Raw genomic sequence first — 22,431 nt, forward strand, 5'->3', positions numbered from 1 at the left:
GAGTCCAATGAACACGCTGACTGCACCCGCCCCGTCCGGTGCCCGCACCGCCGGCAACTACGCGCCCGTCTTCGTCGAGCACGAGACGACCCGCTTGGCGATCAAGGGGGCCCTGCCGCGGGCGCTGAACGGCACGCTCTTCCGCAACGGCCCCAACCCGCGCTTCCCGACCGAGGATTCCCACTGGTTCGTCGGCGACGGGATGATCCACGCCTTCACGCTGGAGGACGGCGCCGCCACCTATCGCAATCGCTGGGTACGGACGCCGAAATGGCTGGCCGAGGATGCCGCGGGCCGGTCGCTGTTCCGCGGCTTCGGCCAGACGCGGCCGGGCACGCCGGCCGGGATCGACGGCGGCGTCGCCAACACCAACGTGCTGCTGCATGGTGGCCGCCTGCTGGCGCTGGAGGAAGGGCACCTGCCGATGGCGCTGGCGCCGGACTCGCTGGCGACCGAGGGCTATGTCGACTTCGACGGCACGGTCGCCGGCCCCTTCACCGCCCATCCCAAGATCTGCCCGCAGACGGGCGAACTGCTGTTCTACGGCTATCACCTGGGCGGCGGCTTCTCGCCCGTGATGAGCCACGGTTCGATCGGCCCGGACGGCCGGACACGGCGGTTCGAGCGGTTCGAGGCACCCTTCCCCAGCATGGTCCACGACTTCGCCGCGACCCGGAACCACCTGGTCTTCCCGATCCTGCCGCTGACCGGAAGCTTGGTCCGCGCCAGGACCGGCCGCCCGCCCTATGCGTGGGAACCGGAGTTGGGCTCGCACATCGGCATCATGCGGCGCGACGGGTCGGCCGCCGACATGGCCTGGTTCCGCGGTCCGGCCTGCTACGTCTTCCACGTCATGAACGCCTGGGAGGACGGCAGCCGCATCCTGGTCGATGTGATGCAGCTCGACGCCCCGCCCTTCCCGCTGGCCGACGGATCGCCCGCGTTCAAGGGCCCGCCGCCGCGCGCCCGGCTCTGCCGCTGGACCTTCGACCTGGCGGGCGGCAGCGACCGCTTCCACCAGACCTTCCTGGACGATCTGGGGGGCGAATTCCCGCGCATCGACGACCGCCTGTCGGGCAGCGCCAACGGCCATGGCTGGTTCGCCGGCGCCGGCCCGGCCGCGGCACCCGGCAGCTTCGACACGATCGCCCATTTCGACTTCACCACCTGGCGGCGGAACAGCCACGCGTTCGCGCCCGGCAGCAGCGTCTCGGAGCCCGTGTTCGTGCCGCGGGCGGCCGACGCCGCCGAGGGCGACGGCTGGGTCCTGGCCGTCGTCCGCCAGCCCGAGGCAGAGCACAGCGAACTCGCCGTCTTCGATGCCCTCCAACTCGACGACGGGCCGCTCGCCACCGTCACCCTGCCGGCGCGCGTGCCGGCCGGCCTGCACGGAAACTGGGTCCCGGCCTGAGCCCTTGGGCGGCGGCGCGCTATATCCTTCCCGGAAGCACACCGGGAGAGTCGATGAAGCGCGCCGCCATACTGCTGGCCCTGCTCTGCCTGGCCGCCCCCGCGCGCGCGAACGAGGCCATTTCGGCCCGGGTGGAGGCACTGCTCGGCCGGATGACGATCGAGGAGAAAGCCGGCCAGCTCAATCTCGAGACCGCCGACTGGAGCCAGGCGCGCGACCTCTATCTGTCCGATGCCGCCGAGGCGCGGCTGCGGGCCGGGCGTATCGGCGGCTTCTTCAACATGCATGAGCGCGCGCTCGCCCGGCGCATCCAGGAGATCGCCGTCCATGGCAGCCGCCTCGGCATCCCGGTGCTGCTCGGCTACGACGTGGTGCACGGCTATCGCACCATCTTCCCGATGCCGCTGGCCCAGGCGGCCAGCTTCGACCTGGCGCGGATCGAGCGGTCGGAGCGGATCGCCGCATCGGAGGCGATCGGCGACGGGGTGAACATCACCTTCTCGCCCATGCTCGACACCAGCCGCGACCCGCGCTGGGGCCGCACGGCCGAGAGTGCCGGGGAATCGCCCTGGTGGTCGGCCCAGGTGGCGGTCGCCCGCCTGCGCGGGTTCCAGGGCGAGCGGCTGGCCGCCACCGATTCGCTGGCCGCCTGTCCCAAGCACCTGGGCGCCAACGGCGCCACCCGCGCGGGGCTGGATTATACCGGGGCCGAGATCGGCGAGCGGGAACTGCGCGAGGTGCACCTGCCGCCCTTCCGCGCGGTGGTGGCGACCGCCCCCTGCTTCATGGCCGCCTTCAACACCTACGACCAGGTGCCAGCCGCGGCCAGCCCGTTCCTGCTGCGCCGGATCCTGCGCGACGAGTGGCGATCGGGGGCGGTCGTCATGAGCGACTTCGGCGCCCTGCTGGAGCTGGAGCGGCACGGCGTGGCGAGCGACGACGCCATGGCCGCCCGGCTCGCCATCGCCGGGGGCCTGCAGCTCGACATGGCGTCGGCCGTCTATCGCGACCAGCTACCGGCCCTGGTACGGGCCGGCCGGGTGCCGGAAGCCGCTGTCGACGAGGCCGTGCGTCATGTCTTGCGGCTGAAGGAGCAGATGGGCCTGCTGGACGACCCCTTCGCCCGCTTCACCGCCAGCGAGGGCATGGCCAGCCCCGAGGCGCTGGGCCATCGCGAGGAGGCGCTCGCCTTTGCCGAACGCTCGCTGGTGTTGCTGCAGAACCGGGGCGACCGGCTGCCGTTGCGAACCGACGTCCGCCGGGTGGCGGTGATCGGCCCGCATGCCGACGCGCCGCAAGAGATGCTGGGCTCGTGGGTCGGCCGCGGCGCGTACAGCCGGCCCGTGTCGCTGGCGGCCGGCCTGCGCCAGGTTCTGGACCCCGGAGCCGAGGTGGTGGCCGTGCCGGTCGGGGACTTCGCGGGCGCCACGCCGGCCGAGCAGGCCGATGCGCTGGCGGCGGCCCGCGCGGCCGACAGCGTCGTGCTGGCCCTGGGCGAGCCGGCGTCGATGAGCGGCGAGGCATCGAGCCGGACCGAGATCGACCTGCCCGGCGCCCAGAACGACCTGGCCGAGGCGGTGCTGGCCGTCGGCCGGCCGACGGTGGCCGTGCTGTTTGCGGGCCGGCCGCTCGCCATCGAGCGGCTGTCGCAGCGGGCGGACGCGATCCTGCTCGCCTGGTTTCCCGGCACCATGGGCGGCACCGCCGTCGCCCGCATGCTGTTCGGCCTGGCCGAGCCGGTCGGGCGCATGCCGATGACGACGCCGCGCGCCGTCGGCCAGATCCCGCTGCATCACGAGCGCCTGCCCTCCGGCCGCCCGGCCGTCAAATGGCCGGACGTCTATTCGGCCAACTATGTCGACCGCCCGACGACCCCGCTCTATCCCTTCGGCCACGGGCTGGCCTACACGCGCTTCGCATTCCAGCCACCCGTGCTGGATCGCACCACCATCGGGAATGGAGAAACCGTCAACGTCTCGGTGACGGTGCGCAACGTTGGACCCCGGGCGGGCACGGCCATGGTGCAGCTCTACCTGCGCAACCGCGTCGCCCCGATCTCTCGCCCGGTGCAGATGTTCCGCGACTTCGAGCGGGTGACGCTGGCCCCGGAAGAGACTGCCACCGTCACCTTCCAGGTGAAGGCCGAGGACTTCGCCTACTGGCAGGCCGGCGACCGCTTCGCCGCCCCGGCCGGCCCGATCGACGTCATGACCGGCCCCAGCGCCGGCGAAGTGCAGACGGTGCGGCTGGAATATGCGCCGTAGCCATTGTGATTTCTGGAAGCCAGCGGCCTAAGCCAAGTTAGTGTGAGAGAAGTCGTTGCCTTTGTAGAGGAGCGGCACGCCAAGCGCTTTGGCGCACGCATAGGCGAAGCAATCACCGAAATTCAGATCCGCCACATGTCCGACTGCCTTTCCATAGGCAGCACTTGCCCTCAGCGCCAACTTGCCGATAGCCGGCGAGATCGCCACTTCCTCGGCGCCCAGATCTTCTGCGAACGCATCCACCGCCAAGGCGGCCTGCAACAGCAGTTCTGCTGACGGCCTGGCGTTCTTGCCAGCCTTGGAGGCCTTCATCCGAGCGAGCGCCAGCGAGGCCTCAAACTTCACCAGAGCGGAAACGAAGAATGGCCCCTCTGATTCCGCGATCGAATCTTCAATGCCTTCGCAGCCCGCTTCGCGGCCAAGAACGGCGACGACAGCGGACGCGTCGAGGAACATCAGTCCGATCCCCACATCTCGTCGGTGTAGGCTTTCATGTCGAAGGTCGGATCGCTTGGACCCATCGCGTCGGCCAGAGCCTTCGAACGAGCCAGACGGTCTCCAATCGGGCTAGCCCGTCTTGCTCGCTCCAACTGGATCAACAGGGCTTGCCGCACGGCTTCGGTTTTGGTCTTCACCTTGGTAAGCCTTCGCAGTTCCTCTGCGAGGGCATCCACCTCGGCATCGCGAATGAAAAGAGCCATGCGAAATCTCCTTGGAGATATCCATATGGCCTCATCCAGATATGCAGGCTAGCCCTTCTCTGCCGCCGATACCTCTAGGCCGCGAAATCCTGCGACAGCGCCGCGCGGATTGCCTCGGGCATGACGGCGATGTGGCCGTATTCGGGGTGGCCGAATCCCGCCATCACCTCGGTGCCGGGGGCGGCGAACTTGGCGATCTGGGCGGGGGTGAAGGGAAAGTGGATGAACTGCACCGCCGAGGCCTTGCCCTGCTCGTTGGTGCGGTCCTGGTCGTCCTCCGGCACGCCGGTCACCGTCTCGCCGGCAACGCGCAGGAAGGCCATGCGCTCGATGCCGCCCAGTCGCGCCAGGCTGCGGGCGCGGCGGATGGGGTCGTCGATCTCGATCATGATGGTCGCCACCAGTTCGCTGCCCTTGGGGATCAGCGGGTTGTAGGCGGCGATCTCGTCCGGCACCTGCTCGGCCCCGCCCTTCTCGATGAAGAGCATCTCGTGCACCTGGTGCCACATCGTCTCGTAGCTCTCGAAGTGCCAGGTCGTGAAGGGGCCGACCGCGATGCGACGCAGGCGCTTGATCGCGGCCACGTGGCGGCGGTGCTCGCGGCGGATGGCGGCATATTCGGCCGCCGGCAGGATGTCGCCGGCGGTGATCTCTCGCTTGGCCGTGGTCATGGATGGGTCCTTGGGGAAACGGGGCCGGCGCCTCAGGCGAGGCCGTAGGCGCGGGCCATGAGCAGGATCGGGTGGGCGACCAGCTCGATCTCGGGCACGTCGCCCTCCAGCCGCTCGATCCCCTGCTTCAGGTGGGTCCCGGCCAGCGGGCATTCCGAGGCCAGGAACTGCTTGCCGGACTTGGCGGCCTGGCGGGCGGCGGGCTTGCCGACCTTCAGCGCGGTCTCGAAGTTGCCCTTCATCACGCCCCACGAGCCGCCATGGCCCGAGCAGCGCTCGATCACCGACACGGCCGCACCCGGCATCAGGCGCAGCATCTCGGCCCCCTTGGCGCCCATGTTCTGGGCGCGGGCATGGCAGGCGAGGTGCAGGGCGACACCGCCCGGCAGGGCCTGCATACCGGGAGCGATCCCCTCCTTGCGGGCGATGTCGACGACATATTCCGTGATGTCGAAGGTGGCGTCGGCCAGCCGGCGCACGTCGGCGTCGCCCGGCAGGATCAGCGGCCATTCGAACTTCAGCATCAGCGCGCAGGACGGTGTCAGCGCCACGATGTCATGGCCCTGGTCGATCCAGGGCTTCATCGCGGCGGCCACCTTGCGGGCCTTGTCGGCAACGCGGGCGATATCGCCCTGCTCCAGTTGCGGCATGCCGCAGCAGCCGGGATAGACCACCTCGGTCGCCACGCCGTTGCGGGCCAGCACGGCGCGCGCAGCAGCGCCAATGTCCGGATTGTTGTAGTTCACGAAGCAGGTCGCGTAGAGCGCGGCCTTGCGCCCGAAAGCCGGCGCCTCGGCGTTGACCGCCGGCACCTCGCCTTTGGCCCGCGAGACGAAGGTGCGGCCATGGAACTTCGGCAGGTCGGCGGCGCGGTCGATGCCGGTCGCTTTCTCCAGCAGCGGCCGGGTCAGCGTGTTGTCGGTCTTCGATGCCCAGTTGGCGATCGGCGCGACGATGCCGGCCAGCTTGCCGTTGCGATCGGTCTCGGTGAGCTGGCGGGCGGCGAAGCCGACGCCGCTGGTGCCCGCCTGCCGCTCGGCCATGCGGTAGCGCAGCATGAGGTGCGGGAAATCGAGGTTGAACTCGTGCGGCGGCACGTAGGGGCACTTGGTCATGTAGCACATGTCGCAGAGCGTGCAGGCATCCACGACCGGCTTGAAGTCGGCGCTCTTCACCTCGTCCAGCTCGCCGGTTGGCGAGGCGTCGACGAGGTCGAACAGGCGGGGAAAGCTGTCGCACAGATTGAAGCAGCGGCGACAGCCGTGGCAGATGTCGAAGACCCGGCGCAGCTCGGCATCGAGCTTTTCCGGATCGGTGAAATCGGGGTTCTGCCAGTCCAGCGGATGGCGGGTCGGCGCCTCCAGGCTGCCCTCGCGCATCGCGTGCCTCCCCTTCGCCCCTTGTCGCCGCGCCCCAGGGCGGCGGCTTCGTCCAAGACCAGGGGCCGACCGCCGACGATGCCGGCGGTCGGCCCTGTTCGCTTAGCGGAACAACCTGACCAGATCAGGCGCCGATGGTGTCGAGCGCCTTCTGGAAGCGCCCGGCGTGGGACTTCTCGGCCTTGGCCAGCGTCTCGAACCAGTCGGCGATCTCGTCGAAGCCCTCTTCGCGGGCCGAACGCGCCATGCCCGGATACATGTCGGTGTATTCGTGGGTCTCGCCCGCGATCGCCGCGCGCAGGTTGTCGCCCGTCGGACCGATCGGGTGGCCCGTCGCCGGGTCGCCGGTCTCCTCGAGGAACTCGAGATGGCCGTGGGCGTGGCCGGTCTCACCCTCGGCGGTGGAGCGGAACACGGCGGCGATGTCGTTGTAGCCTTCCACGTCCGCCTTCTGGGCGAAGTAGAGGTAGCGGCGATTGGCCTGCGACTCGCCGGCGAAGGCGGCCTTCAGATTCTCTTCGGTCTTGGATCCCTTGAGCGACGCCATGGTCGTCCTCCTCGTTCGTGCCGAATGTTCGGTCGTGGAGGGAACCGGAACGTTCCCCACGACCTAGGCATAAGGCAGAACCATGGGTCCGTTCAAGCTGTTTGGAACGGTTCCAAACAGAATTCAACCCATTGAGAATGCGTCTTATTTCGACTTTGTGGAGGCGCGCAGGATGACGTCGATCCGACTGACCTCGACCCCCTCGGGCAGGTCCGGCAGGCCGGCGATGGCGATCTGCGCCGCCGGCACGTCGACCAGCCGCCCGTTCTCCTCGAAGAAGAGATGATGGTGGTCGGAGACGTTGGTGTCGAAATACGAACGCCCGGCCTCGACCACGACCTCGCGCATCATGCCGGCGCGCGTGAACTGATGGAGCGTGTTGTAGACGGTCGCCAGCGACACGCGGATGCCGCCGTGAGCCGCCTCGGCATGCACCTGCTCGGCAGTGACGTGCCGATCCTCGCCTTCGAACAGCAGGCGCGCCAGCGCGAGGCGCTGGCGGGTCGGCCGCAGCTCCGAGGCACGAAGCCGCTCCAGGGCGGCCGCAAATGGGCGGTTGTGGGTCACTTGCGACATATAGGGCGAACCGGGGCCGTTGTGAAGGCCGACCCCGGAGTCCCTTGTGACCGGGGCGTCAGTCCCCGGTCCGCACCCGCTCGACCAGTTCCCGCACGGTCGGCACGAAGCCATTGCGATAGAACGGGTCGGTGGTGAAGCGATAGGCGTTGTGGCCGGCAAACATCAGCTGCTGGTTGACGTCGTCGGAATGGCTGATCGCCTGCAGCGTCTTCTGGATGCAGAAGGAGCGCGGGTCGGCCTTCTTGCCGGTGGTGCCGGCCTCGGTCTGCGCCCAGTTGGAGAAGGCGCAGGCCGACAGGCAGCCCATGCAGTCGATCTGGTCGGTGCGGATCTGGTCGGCCGCCGACGGCGTGACGAAGATCAACGTCGAATCGGGTGTGCGTAGCGCCTCGGTGAAGCCGGCCGCGACCCAGGCCTCGGCGTGGTCGCGGTCGGAATGAGTCAGGTAGACGAGGCGGCCGCGGGCGCCGGTCGCGAACGCGGTGTCGTGCTCGCCGACCGGCTCGCCCGTGTAGGCGACCTGGCGGTCGCTGCGGCCCTTCAGTTCCTCCAGGAACGGGTTGCGTACGGCCGAGGAGTAGAAGCCGGTCGGGGAGAAGCGGTTAAGATAGACGTCGCCTTCCTCCAGCGTCACCAGCTTGCGCTTCCAGGCCTCCGAGATCGGGCTTTCCTGGGTCAGCAGCGGCCGGGTGCCGAACTGGAAGGCGATGGGGCCAAGCTCGGGATTGCCCAGCCAGTCCTCCCACTCGCGCAGGTACCAGACGCCGCCGGCCATGAAGATCGGCGTGTTGCCCAGCCCGTACTCGACCATCGTCCGGCGCAGCTCGACGACGCGCGGGTAGGGCGATTCGGGCCGCTCGGGGTTCTCGCTGTTGGACAGGCCGTTATGGCCGCCGGCCAGCCACGGGTCCTCGTAGACGACGCCACCCAGCCACTCCGAGAAGCGGTGGTAGGCGCGCTTCCACAGCGCCTTGAAGGCGCGCGAGGAGGACACGATGGGATAGTAGTGGACGCCGTAGCGGGCACAGATCTCGGCGATCTTGTAGGGCATGCCGGCGCCGCAGGTGACGCCGTGGATCAGCCCCTTGGCCCCTTCCAGCACGCCGTGAAGAACGCGCTCGGATCCGCCCATCTCCCACAGCACGTTCATGTGGATGCGGCCGCCGCCGTTGGAGCGCTCGTGGGCGATGCGGGCCTGGGTGATGCCGCCCTTGATGGCGTAGGCGATCAGTTCCTCATGGCGCTCGCGCCGCGTGCGACCACTATAGGTCTGCGGGATCGGCCGGCCCTCCAGGTCGTAGGAGTCGGCGTTCACGCCCGAGAACGTGCCGACGCCGTCGGCCTCGGCCCAGGCGCCGGAGCTCTCGCCGTTGGAAACCGCAATGCCCTTGCCACCTTCGACCAGCGGCCAGACCTCACGTCCAGAAATCAGAATCGGCTGCAGAGCCTTCACGAAACCACCCCGCCTTCGACAGGAATTCCAATGTGCCTGGACGCTATATAGGCGACCAGCGGCTGCTTGACGAGACGATCAGCCGGCCAGCGGCAGGATCGCCTCCGGCCGGTCCGAGCAGATGCAGTCGACACCCCAGCCGAACAGCTCGGCCGCCCGCTCGGGCTCGTTCACGGTATAGGCCAGCACGGGATAGCCCGCCCGATGCACCGCCGCCACCGTGGCCTCGTCGAGGTCGCGTTGCCGGCAATGCAGGCTGACGGCGCCCAGGCGCTCGACGCGCGCCTGCCAGTCCTCGGGCACCGCCCGCACCAGCAGGCCGCGCGGCAGGGCCGGTGCCACCTCGCGCGCGGCCTCCAGCGAGGCTTCGGCATAGCTCGACAGCAGCAGCGGCGGCCGGTCGGCCGGCCAGCGATCGGCCAGCCGGCGGGCGACGGCGGCGCCGGTCTCCCGCTCGCGGCCGGGGCAGGCCTTGATCTCGACATTGGCCGACATGCCGTGGCTGAGCAGCAGGTCGATCGCCTCGTCGAAGCTGGGCACACGCTCGCCCGCGAACTCCGGGCCGAACCAGGCCCCGGCATCGAGCGCGCGGATGGCGGCGTAGGCGGTGTCGGCCACCGCCCCCTTGCCGTCCGTCGTGCGCTCCAGCACGGCGTCGTGCATCACGATCGGCACGCCGTCGCCCGACAGCTTCACGTCGAACTCCACCCAGCCGACGCCCAACTGGTGGGCGCGGCGCAGGCCGGCCAGCGTGTTCTCGGGCGCCGAGGCGGCTGCGCCCCGGTGCCCGACGACACGCGGCAGACGATAGAAGCCCTGGCCGACTATTGGCCGGCCTCGGACTTGGCGGCGTCCTGGAGGTCGGCGCCGGTGGCCTGGTCGACGACCTTCATCGACAGGCGCACCTTGCCGCGCTCGTCGATGCCCAGCACCTTCACCTTCACCTGGTCGCCGACATTGACGACGTCGGTCACCTTGCCCACGCGGCTGGCGGCCAGCTCGCTGATGTGGACCAGGCCGTCGCGGGTGCCGAGGAAGTTGACGAAGGCGCCGAAATCGACGGTCTTCACCACCTTGCCGTTGTAGATGACACCCATCTCCGGCTCGGCGACGATGCCGCGGATCCAGTCGATGGCCTTCTGGGCGGCATCGGCGTCGACGGCGGCGACCTTGATCGTGCCGTCATCCTCGATGTCGATCTTGGCGCCGGTCACTTCGCAGATCTCGCGGATGACCTTGCCGCCGGAGCCGATCACTTCGCGGATCTTCTCCTTCGGGATGCTGATGGTGGTGATCCGCGGCGCGTTGCCGCTCACCCCCTCGCGCGCCGTCGTCAGCGCCTTTTCCATCTCGGCCAGGATGTGCAGGCGGCCGGCGGCGGCCTGGGCCAGGGCCACGCGCATGATCTCCTCGGTGATCGAGGTGATCTTGATGTCCATCTGCAGGGCGGTGACGCCGCGGTCGGTGCCGGCCACCTTGAAGTCCATGTCGCCCAGGTGATCCTCGTCGCCGAGGATGTCGGACAGCACGGCGTGGCGGTCGCCTTCCTTGATCAGGCCCATGGCGATGCCTGCCACCGGACGGATCAGCGGCACGCCCGCATCCATCATCGACAGCGACGAGCCGCACACCGTGGCCATCGAGGACGAGCCGTTCGATTCCGTGATCTCGGAGACCACGCGGATCGTGTAGGGGAAGGCTTCCTTCTTCGGCAGCAGCGGGCGCACGGCGCGCCATGCCAGCTTGCCATGGCCGATCTCGCGACGGCCGGGGCTGCCCATGCGGCCGGCTTCACCCACCGAGTAGGGGGGGAAGTTGTAGTGCAGCATGAAGTTCTCGCGGTACTCGCCCGCCAGCGCGTCGATCACCTGCTCGTCCTGGCCGGTGCCGAGCGTGGTCACCACCAGGGCCTGGGTCTCGCCGCGGGTGAAGAGCGCGCTGCCATGGGCGCGCTTCAGCAGGCCGACCTCGGACACGATCGGGCGCACGGTGCGCACGTCGCGGCCGTCGATGCGGATGCCGGTGTCGAGGATGGCGCCGCGCACGACGTCGGCCTCCATCGACTTGAAGATGCCCTTGGCGATCTCGCGGTCTTCCTCGGGCAGCGATGCCAGCGCGCCGGCCTTGGCGGCCGCGACCTTCTCGTGGCGCTGCTGCTTGGAGCGCTCCATGTAGGCATCGCGGAAGTCGCCGGCGAACGCCGCCAGCTTGGCCTTCACGGGCGCGATCGCCGGCGACGGCTCGGGCATCGGCCACGGATCCTTGGCGGCCTTCTCGGCGAGCTGGATGATGGCGTCGATGACCGGCTGGAACGACTTGTGGCCGAAGGTGACCGCGCCCAGCATGATGTCTTCCGACAGCTCCTTGGCCTCGGACTCCACCATCAGGACGCCTTCGCTGGTGCCGGCGACGACGAGGTCGAGGGCCGATGCGCCCAGCGTCTCGGTCAGCGGGTTCAGCACGTACTCGCCGTTGACGTAGCCGACGCGGGCCGCGGCCACCGGGCCGAAGAACGGCAGGCCGGACAGCGTGAGGGCCGCCGAGGCGCCGACCATGGCGACGACGTCGGGGTCATTCTCCAGGTCGTGCGACAGCACGGTGCAGACGACCTGGACCTCGTTCTGGAAGCCCTTGGCGAACAGGGGCCGGATCGGACGGTCGATGAGGCGGGAGACCAGAGTCTCCTTCTCGGTCGGCCGGCCCTCGCGCTTGAAGAAGCCGCCCGGGATCTTGCCCGCGGCGAAGGTCTTCTCCTGATAATTGACCGTGAGCGGGAAGAAATCGATCCCGGGCCGCGCCTGCTTCACGCCGACGACCGTGCAGAGCACGGTGGTCTCGCCGTAGGTCGCCATCACGGCGCCATCGGCCTGGCGGGCGATCTTGCCCGTCTCGAGCACGAGCTTGCGCCCGCCCCACGTCAACTCCACGCGCTGAATGTCGAACATCCCATTATCCTTCCACCGGGGCGGCGGACTTTGCCCGAGGCCCCTTCCTCGCCGACGCGCGGCCGTCCGCGCGTCGCCGCGCCCGGTCCTTCCGGGCGCCCGATCCTGGGGCGGGGTCGGCCGGCGCCGACGGTCACCCGCCCTTCTTTACGTCCCGGCATCCGATCGGGTGGATGCGGGGAGGGCGCGCCGCCCAGGCCCTACCGCCTTGCCGGCGGGGGGCGCACGGGCGGCGCGGCCGCTTACCGGCGCAGACCGAGCCGGGCGATCAGCCCCTCGTACCGCTTCACGTCCCGGCTCTTCAGATAGTCGAGCAGGCGACGACGCTGGCCGACCATCATCAGCAGGCCGCGGCGCGAGTGGAAATCCTTCTTGTGGGTGCCGAGATGCTCGGTCAGATTCTTGATCCGTTCGCTCAGGATCGCGACCTGAACTTCCGGGGAGCCGCTGTCGCCTTCCTTGGTGGCGTATTCGGCAATCACTTCCTGCTTGCGCACAGGCGAAATCGACATCGCTGTCTCCTTGGGATTCTAGAGGTTCATCACGCGCACCGGCCGGATGGCGCCGTCCCCCACTTCGGCCAGGGCGACCAGTCGCTCGCCTTGGAAGGCGGCTACGACCGTGCCTTCGCCGAGCGTGGCGAGCCGGCGGATCATTTCCGCCGAGCCCGGCGACACGGCACCGCCATGTCGCAGACGCTCCGCCTCCGCTTCCGTCAAGGCCAGTGCCGGGATGTCGTCCAGCGCGGTCGCGACAGGAAGCAGGTGCGCGATAATCGCGGCCTTATCGCAGAGATCACCCCCCTTATCTAGCGGAATCTCCCCGTCAAGCCATTTTCGCTCGCCCACCGATATGGCCTGGGTCAGGTCGAAGGGCCCGACGCGGGTGCGCCGGAGGGCCGCGACATGGCCGCAGGTGCCGAGCGCCCGGGCAAGGTCGCGGGCGAGGCTGCGCATGTAGACGCCCTTGCCGCAATCGACCTCGAACTCCGCCTCGTCGGGCGAGGCGCCGGGGTCGAGCGGCCGGATGGCGTCGATCCGTGCCAGGCGGGCAGCCAGCGGCGCCGGCGCCTCGCCTTCGCCCGCGGCATGGGCGCGCGCCAGGTCATAGGAGCGCTGGCCGGCAACCTTGATGGCCGAGAAGGCCGGCGGCACCTGCATGATCTGGCCGATGAAGGCGGGCAATGCCGCAGCGATGGCCGCGGCGTCCGGGCGCACCTGGCTGGTGCGGGTGACGGTGCCCTCGCGGTCGTCGGTCGAGCGCTCCTCGCCCCAGGCGATGCGCATGCGATAGGTCTTGGCGCCGGTCATGGCGAAGCCGACCGTCTTGGTCGCCTCGCCAAGTGCGATCGGCAGCAGGCCGGTCGCCAGCGGGTCGAGCGTGCCGCCATGGCCCACCTTGGCGGCCCCCGTCAGCCGGCGAACGCGGCCGACGGCGGCGGTGGAGGTGAGCCCCAGCGGCTTGTCGAGAACCAGCCAGCCGTGGATCGCCTCGCGCTCAGCGCGCCTCATCGTCTGGGTCGGGGGCGGCTTCATCTCCCCCCAGGTCGCGCGCCACCTCGGGCCGGCGCAGCAGCCCGTCGATGCGCTGGGCATGCTCGAACGACGTGTCGATGGCGAAGTCGAGCTGCGGCACCAGCCGCAGTTCGACGGCACGGCCGACCTGCCCGCGCAGGAAGGGGGCCGCCCGGCGCAGGGCCGCCAGCGAATCGGCAGCCCGCTCGCCGCCCAGCGGCATGACGTAGGCGGTGGCGTTGCGCAGGTCCGGGCTGACCCGAACCTGCGTCACGGTGATGGACAGGCCCTGGAGGGCCGGGTCACGGAGTTCGTCCCGTGCCAGAACCCCGGCCAGGACATGGCGCAGCTCTTCCCCGACGCGAAGCTGGCGCTGCGTCGGGGGGCTGCCGCCGGAACGGCGGCGGGTCATGCTTGGCCTCGTTTCGTGCGGAGGGAAGGGAGTGGCCGCCGGCTCAGCCGAGCTGGCGGGCCACCTCCTCCATCTCGAAGCACTCGATGATGTCGCCCGGCTGGATGTCCGTATAGTTCTCGAACGCCATGCCGCACTCGAACCCTTCCTTCACTTCGCGGACTTCGTCCTTGAAGCGCTTCAGGGTCTTCAGGCTGCCTTCGTGGATGACCACGTCGTCGCGCAGCAGGCGAACCTTCGCCCCGCGCTTGACGGTGCCTTCGGTGATGCGGCAACCGGCGACCTTGCCGACCTTGGTGATGTTGAAGACATCCAGGATCTGCGCATTGCCGAGGAAGCGCTCGCGCAGGATCGGCGTCAGCATCCCCTGCAGGCCGGCCTTCACGTCGTCGACCACGTCGTAGATGATCGAGTAGTAGCGGATGTCGACGCCGTCGCGGCGGGCCAGGTCGCGGGCCTGCGGGTTGGCGCGGACGTTGAAGCCGACGATGAAGCCGCCCGACGCCCGGGCCAGCGTCACGTCCGATTCGCTGATGCCGCCGACCGCCGCGTGCAGCACGCGGACGGCCACCTCGTCGGTCGCCAGCTTGGCGAGCGAGCCGGTGATCGCCTCCAGCGAGCCCTGCACGTCGGACTTGACGACGATCGCCAGTTCCTTGGCCTGGCCGCTGGCGATCTGCGACAGCATCTCCTCGACCGTGCCGCGCTGGCCGGCCGCCTGCACCTGGTCGCGACGGCGGCGGGTGCGGAAGACGGTGACGTCGCGCGCCCGGCTCTCGTTCTCGACCACCGAGAAGTCGTCGCCGGCGAGCGGCACGCCGTTCAGACCCAGGACCTCGACCGGCATGCCGGGCGTCGCCACCTCGATCTTCTCGCCGCGATCGTCGAGCAGCAGTCGGGCACGGCCCCACTCGCTGCCGGTGACGAACACGTCGCCCATGCGCAGCGTGCCGCGCTGGATCAGGACCGTGGCGACCGCGCCGCGACCGCGCTCGAGCTTGGCCTCGATGACCACGCCCTCGGCCGGGCGCTGCGGGTTCGACTTGAGGTCGAGCAGGTCGGCCTGCAGGAGGATCAGCTCCTCCAGCTTCTCGATGTTGGTGCGCTTGACGGCCGAGACCTCGACGTCCAGCACTTCGCCGCCCAGCTTCTCGACGACGATGCCGTGCTGCAGCAGTTCGGTGCGGACCCGGTCCGGGTTGGCGTCGGCACGGTCGATCTTGTTGATCGCCACGATCATCGGCACCTGGGCCGCCTGGGCGTGGCGGATCGCCTCGATCGTCTGCGGCATGACGCCGTCATCGGCCGCGACCACCAGGACGACCACGTCGGTCACCGTGGCGCCACGGGCGCGCATGGCGGTGAACGCCTCATGGCCCGGCGTGTCGATGAAGGTGATCTTGCGGCCGTTCGACACCGTCACCTGGTAGGCGCCGATATGCTGGGTGATGCCGCCGGCCTCGCGCGCGGCCACGTCGGTCGTGCGGATGGCGTCGAGCAGCGAGGTCTTGCCGTGATCGACATGGCCCATGACCGTGACGACCGGCGAGCGCGGCACCAGCACCTCGGGCGCGTCTTCCTCGCCCTTCAGGCCGATCTCGACGTCCGCCTCGGACACGCGCTTGATGTTGTGGCCGAACTCGGTCACGACCAGCTCGGCCGTGTCGGCGTCGATCGTCTGGTTGATGGTCGCCATGACGCCCATCTTCATCAGCGTCTTGATTACCTCGCCCGAGCGGGCGGCCATGCGGCTTGCCAGCTCCTGCACGGTGATCGTCTCGGGCACGACGACGTCGCGCACGATCCGCTGGTTCTCGGACGGGTCGAACTGGTGGCGGCGCTCCTTCTCGCGGGCACGGCGCTGGGCGGCCATGCTGCGCACCCGCTCGGCCTCGCTGGTGTTCAGCGCCTGCGTCACGGTGATCTTGCCCGACCGGCGGCGCGGCTCCATGCGCTTGGGCGGCGGCGGGGCCGGACGCTTGGCCGGCAGGGCAACGCCGGCGCCCGGCCGACGGGCACGGGCCTCGTCCTCGGACTCGGGCGTGATCTTGCCGGCGGCCGTCAGCGCCACGGCCTTGGCCGCGGCGGCATTGCCCGCGCGCTCGGCCATCTTGCGGCGCTCTTCTTCCTCGGCCTTGCGCTTGACGTCTTCCTCGGCCTTGCGCTTGGCTTCTTCCTCGGCCTTGCGCTTGGCTTCTTCCTCGACCTTGCGCTTGGCGTCTTCCTCGACCTTGCGCTTGGCGTCTTCCTCGGCCCGGCGGCGCGCGTCCTCTTCGGCGCGGCGCGACTGGTCGATCTCGGCCTGGCGACGCGCCTCCTCGTCCTTCATGGCGCCCTGGAGGGCGCTCATGCGCGATGCGCGCTCCTCGGCCGTCAGGACGCGCGACGGCGCACCGCCGCGACGCAGCGAACCGTCGGCCGCGAACTCGGGCCGGCCGGATTCGCCCGGTACCGCCGCGCGCTTCTTGCGCACCTCGACCTGGACCGTCTTGGTCCGGCCGTGCGGGAAGCTCTGGCGCACCTGCGCGGGGCCGGCATCGGCACCCTTCTTCAGTTCGAGCTTGCCCGGGCGCGCCAGCGACAGGGGCTTACGATCGGTGTCCTTGGTCTCGCTCATTTGATCCGTTCTTCGCTTCCGCCCGCTTCGCCCGAATGCCCGCCGTCCGGCCGACCATCGACCGGACCCGCCGATCCGCTCTGGCGGAAGCCAGCCAGCCGATCCGTATCCGTCTTCAACGCCTTTGCCAGTCGCCCGGCCGAGATCGCCACATGGACGATCCGATCGCGCGCGAATGCCTGTCCCAGTTCGTCCGCGGTCAGCACCCGAGACACGGGACAATCACCTAGCTGCCGACCGAGCTTTGCCACGCCGTGCGGCCCGGCATCGCTTGCTTCTATGATGAGGGCCACACGCCCCTCGCCCAGCCAGCTCCGGACCTTCTCGAATCCGGCGACCGACCTGCCTGCCCGACGCGCCATGCCGACCAGATCCAGGCACCGCGCCACCAGGCGCGCCTCGACCCGGTCCGCCAGGTCGGCCGGAACCGTTACCGCGGCCTTGGCCGCCTTGCCGAACAGGCGTCGGGCCACCGCGCGCGAGACTATATCCCGCGACGCCGTCAACCACAAACCCCGGCCCGGCAACTTTTCGGCGATGTCGGGCACGACCGACGAATCCGGCCCCACCACGAACCGCACCATCTGCTCCTTGGGCAGGGTCCGATAGGTGACGAAGCAGCGGCGCAACGGACCCTTGTCGGGGAAGTCCTCCCCCTCGGGCACCGCCTGGACGGTGTCGGCCTCGTGCAGGACGGCCGGCGGATTCGCGTTGGCTGGCGGGTTCAGGATGGTTGGGCCTCCTCGCCTTCGAACCAGTGGGCGCGGGCGGCCATGATGACGGCGTTGGCACCGTCCTCGTCGAGCGCATCCTTGCCGACGATGTCGATGAGCTCGTCGCCGGCGAGGTCGCCCAGGTCGTCGAGCGTCTTCACGCCTTTCTCGCCCAGCGCCACCAGCATCTGCGGCGTCAGCCCCTCGATCTCGGCGACCGCGTCCTCGACGCCCATCGCCGTGCGGCGCTCGTTGAACTCCGCATCGCGGCGCTCCAGGAAGCCCTGGGCACGGGTCTGCAGTTCCAGCGCCACGTCCTCGTCGAAGCCCTCGATCCCGGCCAGGTCCTCGGGCGGCGCGAACGCCACTTCCTCGACCGAGCTGAAGCCCTCGGTGACCAGCAGGTGGGCGATGACGTCGTCGACGTCGAGCGCCTCGATATACATCTTCGAGCGGCTCTTGAACTCTTCCTGGCGCCGCTCCGATTCCTCGGCCTCGGTCAGGATGTCGATGTCCCAGCCGGTCAGCTGCGAGGCCAGGCGCACGTTCTGGCCGCGGCGGCCGATGGCGAGGCTGAGTTGCTCGTCCGGCACCACCACTTCCATCCGCTTCTGTTCCTCGTCGAGCACGACCTTGGCCACCTCGGCCGGGGCCAGCGCATTGACGACGAAGGTGGCCGGGTCCGGCGACCAGGGGATGATGTCGATCTTCTCGCCCTGCAGTTCCTGCACGACGGCCTGGACGCGGCTGCCGCGCATGCCGACGCAGGCGCCGACCGGGTCGATGCCGCTGTCGTTGGAGATGACGGCGATCTTGGCGCGGCTGCCGGGGTCGCGGGCGACCGACTTGATCTCGATGATGTTGTCGTAGATCTCCGGCACTTCCTGGGCGAAGAGCTTGGCCATGAACTGCGGATGGGTGCGCGACAGGAAGATCTGCGGTCCCCGCGTCTCCTTGCGGACATCGTAGATGTAGGCGCGCACGCGCTCGCCGGTACGGAAGCTCTCGCGCGGGACCAGCTCATCGCGGCGCAGGATCGCCTCGGCCCGGCCCAGGTCGACGATGACGTTGCCGAACTCCACCCGCTTGACCAGGCCGTTCACGATCTCGCCGACGCGGTCCTTGAATTCGCCGAACTGGCGCTCGCGCTCGGCGTCGCGGACGCGCTGCACGATCACCTGCTTGGCGGTCTGGGCGGCGATGCGGCCGAAATCGATCGGCGGCAGGGGGTCGGTCAGCACGTCCCCCAGCTCGGCGCCGGCCTTGATCCGCTGCGCCTGGGCGACGGTGACCTGGGTGGCCTCGTTCTCGACCTCCTCGGCGACGGTGCGGCAGCGGATCAGGCGGATCTCGCCCGACTTGCGGTCGATCTCGGCGCGGATGTCGTATTCCTGCCCGTACTTGGAGCGGCCAGCCTTCTGGATCGCCTGCTCCATGGCCTCGATGACCTCGTCGCGCTCGATCCCCTTGTCGCGAGCGACGGTGTCGGCGACCTGAAGCAGCTCCGGGCGGAACATGGTGGCTACGGCTTGCATGGGCACTTCACCTGATGGAGGGCTCTTGGGCCTAGTTGGTCGCGGCCGGCGGCACGGTCGCGGCGATCAGATCGTCGGTCAGCACCAGCTTGGCCCGGTTGATGCGCGCAAACGGTACGCGGAACATATCCTTCTCGGTCTTCACCAGCACGACGCCGTCCTCGATGCCGAGCATACGGCCCTGGAAGCGCCGGCGCCCGTCGACCGGGGCGTCGGTCTCGATCCGGGCGACGAAGCCCGCGAAGCGCGCATAGTCGGCCTCGCGCACCAGCGGCCGATCGATCCCGGGCGAGCTGACCTCCAGCGTGTAGGCGGTCGGAATCGGGTCGGAAACATCGAGCAGGGCCGAGACGTCGCGGCTGATCTGGGCACAGTCGTCGACCGTCATGGCCGCGCCGTCCCGCCGCTCGGCCATGATCTGCAAGGTCGGCGAGGCCCCGCCGGAAAGATGGACTCGCACGAGTTCGTATCCCATCGCCTCGAGGGCGGGAGTGATTTCCTGCGCGACCCGGCCGGTTGCCGACTCCTCAAACGCCATACAAAAAAGTGGGCCGAAGCCCACCCCTCAAAAAGGACCAAGCGATACATGGAGAATGCGGGCTCTTATAACGCAACGGGGTGTCGCCGCAAGGGATTCCTCTATCCCTCGACCGGCCTCTGCCGCCGTCGCAGAAGGATACGCCAGCTTCGGCGCCCCTCTTTCACCGCCTTCTCTTCATAGCGGGTGACGGGCCAGTCCTCGGCGCGTTCCCGCCACGCCTCCGGCCCCTTCGCCTGCCATTCGAAATGGGGATGGTCGAGCGCGTGTTCCAGCATCCATTCCAGATAATCGACGTCGTCGGTGGCCAGCCGCAGCTCCGCCCCGTCGGCCATGACCCGGGCCAGGCGGTCGAGATTCCAGCGCGCCACGAAGCGGCGCTTGTGGTGGCGGGCCTTCGGCCACGGGTCGGGATGAAGGACGAAGGCGCGCGCGATGGCAGCGTCCGGCAGCGCATCGATGAGCGCGCGGGCGTCGTCGGGCAGCACGCGCACATTGTCCAGCCCCTCGCGCCGGACATGGGCCAGCAGGCTGACGACGCCGTTGATGAAGGGTTCGGCCCCGAGGATGCCGACGTCGCGATGGTGGGCGGCCTGCCAGGCCAGATGCTCGCCCCCGCCGAAGCCCACCTCCAGCCAGCATGACCGGCAGCCGGCGGGGAACAGCGTGGCGGGGTCGATGCGCTGCCCGTCGGCGGGGCGCTCCATGCCGATGCGGCCCAGCTCGTCGGCCAGCAGGGCCTGCTGCCCGGTCCGCAGCCGGCGCCCCTGCCGCCGGCCGTACAGGATCCGCCTGTTCTCCAGATCTGCCTTCTCCAAGCCCAGCTCCCCAACGGCATTGCACGGCGGCGGCCCGTCGCCGGGCCGCCCGCGGCGACAGGTGACAGGGGTGCCGCGGACATGCAAGAAGGCGCTTGCGGGCGGCCGGCTTCCGGCCGGCCACAATCCTGCCCGAATTCTTTTCCTCCAAGATGCCCCGGCGACCAGCGCCCCGTTGCAGCGCCGCGGGGTCCTCTTATATATCCGCTCGACCGTAGGGGCTTTGCGGTCCCCGCGACCCAGCCCCACGACATCCCTGGGGGTTCCAACGGTGCCTTCGAGGCCGTCGGAACCTGCTGCGATAGGAGAGACATTCTCATGGCGAAAGTGATCGGCATCGACCTCGGCACGACGAATTCCTGCGTCGCCGTGATGGAGGGCAAGGCCGCCAAGGTGATCGAGAACGCCGAGGGCGCGCGCACCACCCCGTCGATGGTGGCCTTTACCGAATCGGGCGAGCGCCTGGTCGGCCAGGCTGCCAAGCGGCAGGCCGTGACCAACCCGGAAAACACCCTCTTCGCGTTCAAGCGCCTGCTTGGCCGGCGCGACACCGACCCGATGGTCGTGAAGGAAAAGACCCTCGTCCCCTATCACATCGTGAAGGGCGACAATGGCGACGCCTGGGTGCAGTCGCGCGGCGAGAAGTACGCGCCCTCCCAGCTCAGCGCCTTCGTGCTGCAGAAGATGAAGGAGACGGCCGAGGCCTATCTCGGCGAGCCGGTGACCCAGGCGGTCATCACGGTCCCCGCCTACTTCAACGACAGCCAGCGCCAGGCGACCAAGGATGCCGGCCGCATCGCCGGCCTGGAAGTGCTGCGCATCATCAACGAGCCGACGGCGGCGGCGCTGGCCTACGGGCTGGAGAAGCGCGGCAGCGGCACGATCGTGGTCTATGACCTGGGCGGCGGCACCTTCGACGTGTCGATCCTGGAGATCGGCGACGGCGTCTTCGAGGTGAAGTCGACCAACGGCGACACGTTCCTGGGCGGCGAGGACTTCGACAAGCGGATCATCGACTACCTGGCCGACGAGTTCAAAAAGGAGGCCGGGATCGACCTGCGCGGCGACCGGCTGGCCCTGCAGCGCCTGAAGGAAGCCGGCGAGAAGGCCAAGATCGAGCTGTCGAGCGCCACCCAGACCGAGATCAACCTGCCCTTCATCACCGCCGACGCCAGCGGGCCCAAGCACCTGAACATCAAGCTGACGCGGGCCAAGCTGGAGGCGCTGGTCGACGATCTGGTGCAGCGCACGATCGACCCCTGCCGTTCGGCCCTGCGTGATGCCGGGCTGAAGGCGTCGGAGATCGACGAGGTGATCCTGGTCGGCGGCATGACCCGCATGCCCAAGATCATCGAGACCGTGAAGAACTTCTTCGGCAAGGAGCCCCATCGCGGGGTCAATCCGGACGAGGTCGTGGCGATCGGTGCCGCCATCCAGGGCGGCGTGCTGAAGGGCGAGGTGAAGGACGTCCTGCTGCTCGACGTGACGCCGCTGTCGCTCGGCATCGAGACGCTGGGCGGGGTGTTCACGCGCCTGATCGACCGCAACACCACGATCCCGACCAAGAAGAGCCAGGTCTTCTCGACCGCCGAGGACAACCAGACCGCAGTCACCATCCGCGTCTTCCAGGGCGAGCGCGAGATGGCGGCCGACAACAAGCTGCTGGGCCAGTTCGACCTGGTCGGGCTGCCGCCGGCGCCGCGCGGGATGCCGCAGGTCGAGGTCGCCTTCGACATCGACGCCAACGGCATCGTCAGCGTGTCGGCCAAGGACAAGGCGACCGGCAAGGAGCAGCAGATCCGCATCCAGGCGTCGGGCGGCCTCGGCGAGGCCGACATCCAGCGCATGGTGCAGGAGGCCGAGGAGCACGCCGACGAGGACAAGCGCAAGCGCGAGCTCGTCGACGCCCGCAACCATGCGGACTCGCTGGTCCACTCCACCGAGCGGAACCTGCAGGAGCATGCCGACAAGGTGCCGCCCGCGGTGAAGACCGAGATCGAGGCGGACATCCAGGGCGTGCGGGACGCGATGGCCGGCGAGGACGCGGCCGACCTCAAGTCGCGCACCGACCGCCTGGCGCAGTCGGCGATGAAGCTGGGCGAAGCCATGTACAAGGCCCAGCAGGGCGAAGCCCCCGGTGGCGGCGGTGCCGCCCCCGGCGGCGAGGCCGGGCCGGCCGAGAAGGACAAGGTGGTGGATGCCGACTTCGAAGAGGTCGACGACACCAAGAAGAACAAGCGCGCCTGATCGCCTTTGCGTACCTGAAGACCTGAGGACGGGTATGCGCCCGCTGTCGAACCCAAGCCCGGGATCGACGGCGGGCGCTCCCGTTTC

Annotated in this window: 20 protein-coding genes; 3 read left to right on the top strand and 17 right to left on the bottom strand. The window is 69.3% G+C overall.

Annotated features, from left to right (window positions below; translation table 11 throughout):
- Positions 1–7 precede the first annotated feature (7 nt).
- Together STVA_RS22160 and STVA_RS22165 are read left to right on the top strand one after the other, a co-directional pair.
- Complete coding sequence (locus tag STVA_RS22160; protein ID WP_123692181.1) at positions 8–1,411, top strand: carotenoid oxygenase family protein; 1,404 nt, start codon at positions 8–10, stop codon at positions 1,409–1,411.
- A 53-nt stretch (positions 1,412–1,464) separates the two neighbouring features.
- Entirely contained in the window at positions 1,465–3,675 is a 2,211-nt protein-coding gene (locus STVA_RS22165) for a glycoside hydrolase family 3 C-terminal domain-containing protein (protein WP_123692183.1), read from the top strand.
- A 27-nt stretch (positions 3,676–3,702) separates the two neighbouring features.
- On the opposite strand, the gene STVA_RS22170 is transcribed toward STVA_RS22165, so the two are convergent.
- The 17 genes from STVA_RS22170 to trmB form a co-directional block, all read right to left on the bottom strand.
- Positions 3,703–4,131: a type II toxin-antitoxin system VapC family toxin gene (locus STVA_RS22170; RefSeq protein ID WP_123692185.1), complete on the bottom strand. Its 429-nt coding sequence runs from the start codon at positions 4,129–4,131 to the stop codon at positions 3,703–3,705.
- Entirely contained in the window at positions 4,131–4,376 is a 246-nt protein-coding gene (locus tag STVA_RS22175; protein WP_123692187.1) for a type II toxin-antitoxin system VapB family antitoxin, read from the bottom strand. Before STVA_RS22175 ends, STVA_RS22170 begins: the two co-directional genes overlap by 1 nt.
- A gap of 74 nt (positions 4,377–4,450) precedes the next feature.
- Entirely contained in the window at positions 4,451–5,047 is a 597-nt protein-coding gene (locus STVA_RS22180; RefSeq protein ID WP_123692189.1) for a DUF3501 family protein, read from the bottom strand.
- Between the two features lie 32 nt (positions 5,048–5,079).
- Positions 5,080–6,426: a heterodisulfide reductase-related iron-sulfur binding cluster gene (locus STVA_RS22185; protein ID WP_123692191.1), complete on the bottom strand. Its 1,347-nt coding sequence runs from the start codon at positions 6,424–6,426 to the stop codon at positions 5,080–5,082.
- 124 nt (positions 6,427–6,550) lie between these two features.
- The gene (locus tag STVA_RS22190) at positions 6,551–6,973 is read right to left on the bottom strand and encodes a rubrerythrin family protein (protein ID WP_123692193.1); all 423 of its coding nucleotides are present in this window, start codon (positions 6,971–6,973) and stop codon (positions 6,551–6,553) included.
- Positions 6,974–7,117: 144 nt separating this feature from the next.
- A complete protein-coding gene (irrA, locus tag STVA_RS22195) occupies positions 7,118–7,549 on the bottom strand; it encodes an iron response transcriptional regulator IrrA (protein WP_123692195.1) in 432 nt (143 codons plus the stop codon).
- A gap of 58 nt (positions 7,550–7,607) precedes the next feature.
- Positions 7,608–9,005: an NAD(P)H-dependent flavin oxidoreductase gene (locus tag STVA_RS22200; RefSeq protein ID WP_123692196.1), complete on the bottom strand. Its 1,398-nt coding sequence runs from the start codon at positions 9,003–9,005 to the stop codon at positions 7,608–7,610.
- A 78-nt stretch (positions 9,006–9,083) separates the two neighbouring features.
- Positions 9,084–9,833, bottom strand: coding sequence for a glycerophosphodiester phosphodiesterase (ugpQ, locus tag STVA_RS22205; protein WP_123692197.1), 750 nt, complete (start codon positions 9,831–9,833; stop codon positions 9,084–9,086).
- Positions 9,830–11,950 (bottom strand): polyribonucleotide nucleotidyltransferase, encoded by a 2,121-nt coding sequence (gene pnp, locus STVA_RS22210; protein ID WP_123692198.1) that lies wholly within the window; start codon positions 11,948–11,950, stop codon positions 9,830–9,832. The genes ugpQ and pnp overlap by 4 nt, the downstream gene beginning before the upstream one ends.
- 242 nt (positions 11,951–12,192) lie before the next feature.
- Positions 12,193–12,462, bottom strand: coding sequence for a 30S ribosomal protein S15 (gene rpsO, locus STVA_RS22215; RefSeq protein WP_123692199.1), 270 nt, complete (start codon positions 12,460–12,462; stop codon positions 12,193–12,195).
- A gap of 18 nt (positions 12,463–12,480) precedes the next feature.
- Positions 12,481–13,461 carry a tRNA pseudouridine(55) synthase TruB gene (truB, locus tag STVA_RS22220; protein WP_123692201.1) on the bottom strand — a complete coding sequence of 327 codons (981 nt, stop codon included), beginning with the start codon at positions 13,459–13,461 and terminating at the stop codon, positions 12,481–12,483.
- Positions 13,448–13,876, bottom strand: coding sequence for a 30S ribosome-binding factor RbfA (gene rbfA / locus STVA_RS22225; RefSeq protein ID WP_123692203.1), 429 nt, complete (start codon positions 13,874–13,876; stop codon positions 13,448–13,450). Before rbfA ends, truB begins: the two co-directional genes overlap by 14 nt.
- A 43-nt stretch (positions 13,877–13,919) precedes the next feature.
- Complete coding sequence (gene infB, locus STVA_RS22230; protein ID WP_123692205.1) at positions 13,920–16,493, bottom strand: translation initiation factor IF-2; 2,574 nt, start codon at positions 16,491–16,493, stop codon at positions 13,920–13,922.
- On the bottom strand, positions 16,490–17,158 hold the full coding sequence (locus STVA_RS22235; protein WP_245978408.1) for an RNA-binding protein: 669 nt from the start codon (positions 17,156–17,158) through the stop codon (positions 16,490–16,492). Before STVA_RS22235 ends, infB begins: the two co-directional genes overlap by 4 nt.
- A gap of 59 nt (positions 17,159–17,217) precedes the next feature.
- Positions 17,218–18,741, bottom strand: coding sequence for a transcription termination factor NusA (nusA, locus tag STVA_RS22240; RefSeq protein WP_123692209.1), 1,524 nt, complete (start codon positions 18,739–18,741; stop codon positions 17,218–17,220).
- A gap of 31 nt (positions 18,742–18,772) precedes the next feature.
- The gene (gene rimP, locus STVA_RS22245) at positions 18,773–19,279 is read right to left on the bottom strand and encodes a ribosome maturation factor RimP (RefSeq protein ID WP_123692211.1); all 507 of its coding nucleotides are present in this window, start codon (positions 19,277–19,279) and stop codon (positions 18,773–18,775) included.
- Positions 19,280–19,380: 101 nt separating this feature from the next.
- Positions 19,381–20,097: a tRNA (guanosine(46)-N7)-methyltransferase TrmB gene (gene trmB, locus STVA_RS22250; protein WP_142235858.1), complete on the bottom strand. Its 717-nt coding sequence runs from the start codon at positions 20,095–20,097 to the stop codon at positions 19,381–19,383.
- A 318-nt stretch (positions 20,098–20,415) separates the two neighbouring features.
- Between trmB and dnaK the strand changes: the two genes are divergently transcribed.
- A complete protein-coding gene (gene dnaK / locus STVA_RS22255) occupies positions 20,416–22,344 on the top strand; it encodes a molecular chaperone DnaK (protein WP_123692213.1) in 1,929 nt (642 codons plus the stop codon).
- The last annotated feature ends 87 nt before the right edge of the window (positions 22,345–22,431 follow it).

Source organism: Stella humosa (assembly GCF_006738645.1).
In the GTDB taxonomy this organism is placed as follows: domain Bacteria; phylum Pseudomonadota; class Alphaproteobacteria; order ATCC43930; family Allostellaceae; genus Allostella; species Allostella humosa.